Source organism: Isoptericola sp. NPDC056134 (genome assembly GCF_042264825.1).
Taxonomy (GTDB): domain Bacteria; phylum Actinomycetota; class Actinomycetes; order Actinomycetales; family Cellulomonadaceae; genus Isoptericola; species Isoptericola nanjingensis.
This window is the reverse complement of the sequence record NZ_JBHJVM010000021.1, coordinates 43,185-51,790: the sequence shown is the minus strand read 5'-3', so window position 1 is coordinate 51,790 and position 8,606 is coordinate 43,185. Positions and strand designations below refer to the sequence as shown.

Here is an 8,606-nt window from a genome sequence, read left to right as displayed (position 1 = left end):
AAACACGGGTCGCCCCTGGGTGTTGCGCTGACAAGGGGGGTCAGGCGGGGATAGAACCATCCCGCAACGAAGCGTGGGGCGGCGGACGACCGCCCCCCCCCGCGTCGTCGCACCATAGACTCCCCGGCGTGAGAGGACGGCTGCCGATGGTGGGATCGCAGTCGTCGCTGCGCGAGGCGAACCGCGCGCGCGTCGTCGACGCGGTGAAGCGGCACGGCGGGCTGACGCAGGTCGAGCTCACGGGGGCCACCGGGCTCTCGCCCGCCACCGTGTCGACCATCGTCAAGGAGCTCGTCGCCGCCGAGCTCGTCGAGGTGCGCAACACGATCCGCTCGGGCCGGCGCGCACAGCTCGTCACCCTCGCCCACCGCGTCGGGCTCGTCGCGGGCGTGCTGGTAGGGACGCGGCACCTCACCGTGGCGATCGCGGACGTGTCGCACGAGGTCCTCGCCGAGCAGGTGCTGCCGCTGCCGGCGGAGCACCGCGCCGACACCAGCCTCGACCGCGCGGCCCTGCTCGTCGTCGACCTGCTGGAGCGCGTCGGTTCGGAGCTCGACGAGGTGCTCGGCATCGGCCTCGGGCTGCCGGCGCCGGTCGACGCCTCCAGCGGCCAGGTCACCGTGCGCGGCATCCTGCGCGGCTGGGACGGCGTGCCCGTGGCGCAGGTGCTGTCGAAGCGGCTGGCCCGGCCGGTGTTCGTGGACAACGACGCGAACCTGGGTGCCCTGGCCGAGAGCACGGTCGGCGCCGCCCGCGAGGTGCACGACGCGCTGTACGTCCGCGCCGGCCACGGCGTCGGGGCCGGCATCGTGCTGGCGGGCCGCGTGCACCGCGGCGTCGCGGGCACGGCGGGCGAGATCGGGCACGTGCAGGTCGACCCGGCCGGCAACATCTGCTCGTGCGGCAGCCGCGGCTGCCTGGACACGGTCGTGGGGGACCGGGCGTTGCTCGAGCCGCTGCGCAGCAGCCACGGGAACCTCACCCTCGCCGACGTCGTGCGCCTGACGAACGACGACGACCCGGGCTGTCGGGAGATCGTCGCCGACGCCGGTACGGTGGTCGGCGGCGTCGTGGCCGGGCTGGCGACGTCGCTCAACCCGGAGCTCGTCGTCGTCGGGGGAGCGCTGGCCGCGACGGGCGAGGTCTTCCTCGGGCCGCTGCGCGAGGCGCTGCGCCGCCGGACCCTGCTGCAGCAGGTCACGCCTCTCGAGGTGGTGCCCGCGGCGCTGGGGACGCGCGCCGAGCTGGAGGGAGCCCTCGCGCTCGCGCTGCAGCACACCGACCTGCTGGAGCAGCCCGACGACGGACCGCACGGCGCCGTCGCCGTGGGCCAGGTCCGCACAGGAAAGGGGAACCGGTGAGGGGACGTACGCCGCTGCTCGCGCTGCGGCAGGTCAGCAGGTACTTCGGTGCCGTCGAGGCCCTCGTCGACGTGGACCTGGAGGTGCACGCGCACGAGGTGGTGGCCCTGGTCGGGGACAACGGGGCGGGCAAGTCGACGCTCGCCCAGATCGTGGCGGGCGTGCTGAGCCCGAGCTCGGGGCAGCTGGAGATCGACGGCGAGCCCGTGTCGATCCCGTCGCCCTCGGCGGCGAACCAGCTCGGCGTGGCGAGCGTCTTCCAGGACCTCGCCGTCTGCGAGAACCTCGACGTCACCGCGAACGTGTTCCTGGGGCAGGAGCTGCGCGGGCGGGCGGGGCTGCTGCGCGACGGCGACATGGAGACCGAGACCCGCGCGCTCCTCGAGCACCTCACGATCCGGATCCCGTCGGTGCGGACCCCGCTGCGGCACCTGTCCGCCGGGCAGCGTCAGGCGGTCGCCATCGCGCGCACCCTCATCGGCCAGCCGCGCATCGTGGTGCTCGACGAGCCGACGGCGGCGCTCTCGGTGGCGCAGACCGCCGAGGTGCTCACGCACATCCAGCGCCTGCGCGAGCTGGGGCTCGGCGTCATCCTCATCAGCCACAACCTCAACGACGTGCGCGCGGTCTCCGACCGCATCGAGGTGCTGCGGCACGGCCGGAACAACGGGTCGTTCCCGGCCACGGCCGCGCACGAGGAGATCCTCGCGGCGATCACCGGCGCGGCCTGAGAGCAGGCGGGCCTTCGCCCGCTGGTCCCACCTTCGAGCCGGCAGGGCCTCAGCGGCGGTCCTTCCGGCCGAACCGGTCGTGCGGGTCGATGTGCGCGAGGACCTTGTCGAGCGCGCCCGCGAGGGTGTGCAGCTCATCGGGGTCGAGGTCGTCGAACACGTCCTCGAGGACGGTGCGCGCGTGGCCGGGGGCGCTCGCGACGACCTTGCGCCAGCCCTCGTCGGTGAGGTGGGCGATGGTCGCGCGGCGGTCGTCGGGGGCGGTGCAGCGCTCGACGTAGCCGCGCGCCTCCAACCGGCGCGCGACGTGGGAGAGCCGGGGAAGCGTGGCACTGGTGAGCCTGGCGAGCTCGGTCATGCGGAGGGCGCGCTCGGGCGCCTCGGAGAGCATGGCGAGCACGATGTACTCGAAGTGGGTGAGGTCGGCGTCGCGGCGCAGCTGCTGGTCGAGCGCGGCGGGCAGCAGCTCGATCACCGCCTGGAGGCGGAGCCACGTGCGCATCTGCTCGGCGTCGAGCCAGCGCGGCTCGTCGTCGGCCGCCGTCGTGCGCCGGGTCGTCGTCACGTGATCGTCCTCCTGGTCCGTCACCCTCGAACTAAGGTTGACGCTACAACTATAGCGGTCTATGTTGGTTGTAGCGTCAACCAATAGGGTCGGCGCGGGACCCCAGGAGGAACCATGGCCACCATCAGCATCATCGGCACCGGGAACATGGGCACCGCGATCGCCGGGCTCGCGCTCGCCGGTGGCAACGACGTGCAGGTCGTCGCCCGCGACGTCGCCAAGGCCGCGGCCGTGGACGCCGCCGTCACCGCGACCGCGTTCGGCGAGCCGCTCACGGGCGAGATCGTCGTGCTGGCGCTGCCGTACCCGGCGCTCGACGACGTCGTCGCGACCTACGGCGACCAGCTCGCCGGCCGCACCGTGGTCGACCTCACCAACCCGCTCGACTTCGCCACCTTCGACGCGCTCGTCGTGCCCGCCGACTCCTCCGCCGCCGCCGGGCTGGCGGAGAAGCTCCCCGACGCGACGGTGCTCAAGGCGTTCAACACGAACTTCGCCGCGACGCTCGTGAGCGGCACCGTCGGCGACGTGCCCACGACCGTCCTCGTCGCGGGCGACGACGCCGCCGCCAAGGCCGCGTTCGCCGCCGCTCTCGACGGCTCCACCGTCCGCGTCGTCGACGCCGGGTCGCTGAAGCGTGCTCGCGAGCTCGAGGCCCTCGGGTTCCTGCAGCTCACCCTCGCCGCGGGGGAGCGGACGCAGTGGACCACCGGGTTCGCGCTGCTCTGACCCCCGTCGCCACCCGCCCGTCCCAGCACCAGGAGCCGATCATGACCCGCACGTCCGACCTCCTCGCGGCCGAGACCGCGATGGGCGCCGTCACCCTGCACGTGGGCGACCTCGGCGCGATGAGCGCCTACTACCGCGAGGCGATCGCGCTCGAGGAGATCCCGGCCCTCGGCGCCCCCGGCCGGGTGGTGCTGGGGCGCGGCGGCGTGCCCGTCGTCGCGCTGCAGCACACACCGGGGCTGCCGGCGACGTCGCGGAACCAGGCCGGGCTGTTCCACACGGCCGTGCTGTTCGACACCGAGGAGGCGCTCGCCTCCGCCGTCGCCCACGCCGCGCAGCACCCGCTGTCGCGGTTCGCCGGGAACTCCGACCACTGGGTGTCGCGGGCGTTCTACTTCACGGACCCCGAGGACAACGGCATCGAGCTCTACTGGGACCGCCCGCGCGAGGTCTGGCAGCACGACGACGGCGGGCGCGTGGCGATGGGCTCCGACTGGTTCGACCCGCAGGAGTTCCTGCAGCGGCACCTCACCGAGGACGCCCTGGCCGGCACCGCGGGCCAGGCGGCCCAGGTCGGTCACGTCCACCTGCAGGTGGGCGACATCCCCACCGCGCAGCGGTTCTACGTCGACACCCTCGGCTTCGAGATCATGGCGACGTTCCACGGCGCGCTGTTCGTCGCCGCCGGCGGGTACCACCACCACATGGCGATGAACACCTGGAACAGCGCGGGCGCCGGGCCGCGGGCCGCCACGCTCGGCCTCGGCCAGGTGGCGCTCACCGTGCCCACGCGAGACGAGGTCGGCGCGCTCGCCGACCGGCTGAAGCACGCCGGCGTCGCGACGCGCGACGACGGCCGGACCCTGCGCTTCGACGACCCGTGGAACACGCTCGTCGAGGTGTCGGTCGGCTGACCCGACCGGGCGCCTGTTCGGCGGCGGGCGGGGTCGGCGGAGGTCAGCGGAAGACGACGGTGCGGTGGCCGTCGAGCAGCACGCGGTGCTCGGCGTGCCACCGCACGGCGCGCGCGAGGGTGCGGCGCTCGACGTCCTCGCCGATCGCGACGAGGTCCGCGACGGCGCGCGAGTGGTCCACGCGCTCGACGTCCTGCTCGATGATCGGGCCCTCGTCGAGGTCGCCCGTGACGTAGTGCGACGTCGCGCCGATGAGCTTGACGCCGCGGTCGTGCGCCTGCGCGTACGGGCGGGCGCCCTTGAAGCTCGGCAGGAACGAGTGGTGGATGTTGATGACCTTGCCCTGCAGGTCGCGGCAGAGCTCGTCCGACAGGATCTGCATGTACCGGGCGAGGACCACCAGCTCCACGTCGAGCTCGTCGACCAGCTCGCGCAGCCGGTCCTCGGCCTGCGCCTTGGTCTCCTTGGTGACCGGCACGTGGTGGAACGGCTTGCCGTAGAACGCGGCCATGTCCTCGAGGTCCGGGTGGTTGCCCACGACGCCGACGACGTCGACCGGCATGCCCTGGTACCGCTCGCGGTACAGCAGGTCCACCAGGCAGTGCGGCGCCTTGCTGACCAGCACCAGCGTGCGCAGGCGGCGGCCGACGACGTCCAGCTCCCAGGTCATGGCGAAGCGCTCCGCCACCGGCGCGACCGCGGCCGTGAGCGCGTCGCGCCCCGCCGCCTCCTCGACGTCGAGCGCCACCTGCACGCGCATGAAGAACAGGCCCGACGCCGGGTCCCCGAACTGCTGCGACTCGGTGATGTTGCCGCCGTGCTCGGCCAGCACGCCCGCCACGGCGTGCACGATCCCAGGGCGGTCGGGGCAGGAGAGGGTCAGCACCCATTCGGTCGTCACCCGCCCATTGTCACCGACGGCCCCGGGCGCGCGACGACACGTCCGCCGTCGGTCTGCCACGATGTCCTCATGAGCGAGGCACGCGGCACTGACGCCCAGGAAGTCCAGCAGGAGAGCGGCGACGACACGCTGCGGATCGCGCTGGTCGAGGACGACCAGGCGGGCGAGCTGCTGACGTTGCGGCGGGCGGCGTTCGTCAGCGAGGCGCAGCTGTACGACGACCCGCACATCCCGCCGTTGACGCAGACGCTGCACGAGCTGCGCGACGACATGGCGCGCGACGACGTCGTGACCGTGGGCGCGTGGGAGGGGCACCGCCTGGTGGGGTCGCTGCGCCTGGAGATCGAGGGGCCGAAGGCGACGCTGGGGCGGCTCGCCGTCGCGCCGGACCAGCAGGCCAAGGGCATCGGCACGTCCCTGATGTTCGCGATCCTGCAGTTCCTGCCGTCCGAGGTGACGGAGGTGTGGGCGTTCACGGGCAAGGACTCGAAGAAGAACCTCGCCATGTACACCAAGCACGGCTACGAGGAGCAGTACGACCGCGCGGCGGGCAAGCTCACGCTGACCTACCTGCGCCGGGTGCTCGACGAGGTCGACGCGAGGAACGCGGCGCAGGAGTCATGACCGACGCCGGCCGGCAGGCGACGCGTCCTCGGTCGCGCCGCCCGTCCATGGCCGACGTCGCTGCCGTCGCCGGGGTCTCCCACCAGACCGTCTCCCGGGTGCTCAACGAGCACCCGAGCGTGCGCGGAGAGACCCGCGAGCGGGTGCTGGACGCCATCGCCACCCTCGGCTACCGGCGCAACAGCGCCGCGCGGGCGCTGGCGACGGCGCGCTCGGCGACGCTCGGCGTGGTGACCACGGGCTCGGCGCTGTTCGGCCCGACCAGCACGCTCATCGCGATCGAGGGCGCGGCGCGGGACGAGGGGTACTTCGTCTCCGTCGCGACGCTGCGACGCTACGACGCCGAGGCGATGCACGAGGCCCTGGAGCACTTCATGGACCAGGGCGTCGAGGCGATCGTGGTCATCGCCCCGCAGGACGACGTCGCGGCCGCCGTCGAGTCCTTCCGCGCGCCGGTGCCGGTGCTCGTCGTCGCCGCCCTGGAGAAGCTGCCCCGCGACGCGGGCACGACGGCGGCGGGCCCGACGACGCTGTCGCTCGCCGTCGACCAGCGGGCCGGGGCGCGCACCGCGACCGAGCACCTGCTCGACCTGGGGCACCGCGACGTGCTGCACGTCGCCGGGCCGCAGGACTGGTTCGACGCCCGCGAGCGCGCCGCCGGCTGGCGGGAGGCGCTCGAGGCGCGCGGGATCGCGCCGAGCCGGCCGCGGTACTGCAGCTGGTCGGCCGAGGACGGGTACACGGCGGGCCGCGACCTCGCCGAGGCCGTGGTGGCGCACGAGGGCCCGACGGCGGTGTTCGCGGGGAACGACCAGCTCGCCCTCGGCATCCTCCGTGCGTTCTGGGAGCGGGGCCTCTCCGTGCCCGACGACGTGTCGGTGGTGGGCTTCGACGACGTCGCGGGGGCCGCGTACTTCGTGCCGCCGCTGACCACGGTGCGGCAGCCGTTCGGGGTGCTGGGGGAGCGCAGCGTGGCGATGGTCGTCGCCGCGCTGGCCGGCGGCACCGTGCCGACCGAGCGGATCGTGCCCGAGCTCGTGGTGCGCTCCAGCACGGCGCCGCCGCCCGCCCGCTGACCGAGGCTCGTCGACCACCCTCGTTGACCGCCGTCGTGGCGGCTGGGTAGATTCGGCGCGTTCGCAGTTCTACATCGTTGTAGAGGAGTCACGATGCGCAGATCTCTCAGGCGGGCCCGCGCCGCGGCGGCGGGGGTGCTCACGACGGCGCTGCTGGGCGCGTCGCTGGTCGCCGCCACGACCGTCGGTCCGGCGACCGCCACGCCCGGCGGCGCCGAGCGCGGCCGCCACGCCCCGACCGCCCCGACCGGCGGACTCTCCGTGACCGGCGAGACCTCTCCGGTGCACGACCCGGCGCTCGTCGTCGGCGACGACGGCACCTGGCGCGTGTACACCACGGGGCTGGTGAACCGGGAGAACGGCGGCACGATCCAGATGTGGTCGAGCCACGACGAGGGCGTGACCTGGGTCTACGACGGCACCGTCTGGGACGAGATCCCCGCCTGGATCGACGAGCGCTTCGCGGCGGACGGCGACGGGGTGCTGCCCGACAACCTGTGGGCGCCCGAGGTCTACGAGCACGACGGCACCTACTACCTGTACTACTCGGCGTCGCGCTTCGGCACGAACACCTCGGTCACGGCGCTCGCGACCAACACGACCCTCGACCCGGACGACCCGGACTACGAGTGGGTCGACCAGGGGCCGGTGATCGACTCGCCCCAGGACATCGCCGGCGGGAAGACGTTCAACGCGATCGACGCGGGCATCGTCGAGGGGAAGGACGGCACCCCGTACATGGCGATCGGGTCGTACTGGTACGGCGTCTTCCTCGTCGAGCTCGAGTGGCCCAGCGGCAAGCTCGCCGACGGCGCACTGGAGAACGCCACGCACCTGGTGGACCGCATGATGCCGGGCAACCCCGTCGAGGCGCCCTACGTCGTCGAGCGCGACGGCTGGTACTACCTGTTCGTCTCGTTCGACCGGTGCTGCCAGGGCCTCGACAGCACCTACCAGGTGGCGGTCGGTCGGTCGCGCGACGTTGCGGGGCCGTACCTCGACCAGGACGGCAGGGACCTGGCCGACGGCGGCGGCACGGTGCTGCTCTCCTCGCACGGCGCGGTCGTGGGGCCGGGCGGCCAGTCGGTGTCCGACGGCGTGCTCGCCTTCCACTACTACGACGGCGCGAACGCCGAGATCCCGGGCTTCCCGACGCTCGGCCTGCAGCGCCTGGCCTGGGAGGACGGCTGGCCGGTGGTGGACCAGACGGTCGAGGAGCCGGCCGTCACGGCGGACCCGCGCGACGTGACCGTGCGCGGCAACCGGCCCGCGACGTTCGAGGTCCGCGTGTCCGGTACCCCGGTCCCCGTCGTCACGTGGGAGGTCTCCGACGACGACGGCGCCACCTGGTCGGCAGCCCCGGCCGCCGCGACGCGCGCCGTCGACGGCACCGCCCGCTGGACCCTGAAGCACGCCGGGCGCGAGCCCGACGGCCTGCTCGTGCGCGCCGTCGTCGCCAACGCCCACGGCGAGGTGCGCAGCGAGCCGGCACGGCTCGACGTCGTCACGTCCGGTCGCCCCGCGAGGTAGTCCCCACCGTGCCGAGGTAGTACCAGGCTCCGTGAGGTAGTACTGGACTCCGCGAGGGAGTACCCGCTGTGGCGAGGGAGGGGAAGGGGGCCCCCCCCCCACCCCGCCCCTGCCCCCCCCCCACCGATTGTCCCCCCCCCGCCCAAACCAACCCCCCCCCCCCGTTTGGTTTCCC

At 73.6% G+C, this 8,606-nt stretch carries 9 protein-coding genes; 7 read left to right on the top strand and 2 right to left on the bottom strand.

From position 1 onward, the window contains the following. The first annotated feature begins 146 nt into the window (after positions 1-146). On the top strand, positions 147-1,361 hold the full coding sequence (locus ACFCZN_RS17245) for an ROK family transcriptional regulator (RefSeq protein ID WP_429766299.1): 1,215 nt from the start codon (positions 147-149) through the stop codon (positions 1,359-1,361). After that, on the top strand, positions 1,358-2,092 hold the full coding sequence (locus tag ACFCZN_RS17240; protein WP_429766214.1) for an ATP-binding cassette domain-containing protein: 735 nt from the start codon (positions 1,358-1,360) through the stop codon (positions 2,090-2,092). Before ACFCZN_RS17245 ends, ACFCZN_RS17240 begins: the two co-directional genes overlap by 4 nt. Positions 2,093-2,141: 49 nt before the next feature. On the opposite strand, the gene ACFCZN_RS17235 is transcribed toward ACFCZN_RS17240, so the two are convergent. Further along, positions 2,142-2,657, bottom strand: a complete 516-nt coding sequence (locus ACFCZN_RS17235) for a MarR family winged helix-turn-helix transcriptional regulator (RefSeq protein WP_430557558.1) — start codon at positions 2,655-2,657, stop codon at positions 2,142-2,144. A 114-nt stretch (positions 2,658-2,771) separates the two neighbouring features. On the opposite strand from ACFCZN_RS17235, the gene ACFCZN_RS17230 reads away from it, so the two are divergent. Together ACFCZN_RS17230 and ACFCZN_RS17225 are read left to right on the top strand one after the other, a co-directional pair. Next, entirely contained in the window at positions 2,772-3,386 is a 615-nt protein-coding gene (locus ACFCZN_RS17230) for an NADPH-dependent F420 reductase (protein ID WP_430557557.1), read from the top strand. A 41-nt stretch (positions 3,387-3,427) separates the two neighbouring features. Then, positions 3,428-4,300 carry a VOC family protein gene (locus tag ACFCZN_RS17225; protein WP_430557556.1) on the top strand — a complete coding sequence of 291 codons (873 nt, stop codon included), beginning with the start codon at positions 3,428-3,430 and terminating at the stop codon, positions 4,298-4,300. A gap of 43 nt (positions 4,301-4,343) precedes the next feature. Here the strand turns inward: ACFCZN_RS17225 and purU are convergent, their stop codons facing one another. Next, on the bottom strand, positions 4,344-5,201 hold the full coding sequence (gene purU, locus ACFCZN_RS17220; protein ID WP_430557555.1) for a formyltetrahydrofolate deformylase: 858 nt from the start codon (positions 5,199-5,201) through the stop codon (positions 4,344-4,346). Positions 5,202-5,270: 69 nt separating this feature from the next. Between purU and ACFCZN_RS17215 the strand changes: the two genes are divergently transcribed. The 3 genes from ACFCZN_RS17215 to ACFCZN_RS17205 all read left to right on the top strand — a co-directional run bounded on the left by ACFCZN_RS17215 (position 5,271) and on the right by ACFCZN_RS17205 (position 8,431). Beyond that, positions 5,271-5,825 carry a GNAT family N-acetyltransferase gene (locus ACFCZN_RS17215; RefSeq protein WP_429766223.1) on the top strand — a complete coding sequence of 185 codons (555 nt, stop codon included), beginning with the start codon at positions 5,271-5,273 and terminating at the stop codon, positions 5,823-5,825. Beyond that, positions 5,822-6,901, top strand: a complete 1,080-nt coding sequence (locus tag ACFCZN_RS17210) for a LacI family DNA-binding transcriptional regulator (protein ID WP_430557554.1) — start codon at positions 5,822-5,824, stop codon at positions 6,899-6,901. Before ACFCZN_RS17215 ends, ACFCZN_RS17210 begins: the two co-directional genes overlap by 4 nt. A 93-nt stretch (positions 6,902-6,994) precedes the next feature. Beyond that, positions 6,995-8,431 (top strand): glycoside hydrolase family 43 protein, encoded by a 1,437-nt coding sequence (locus tag ACFCZN_RS17205; protein WP_430557553.1) that lies wholly within the window; start codon positions 6,995-6,997, stop codon positions 8,429-8,431. Positions 8,432-8,606 lie beyond the last annotated feature (175 nt).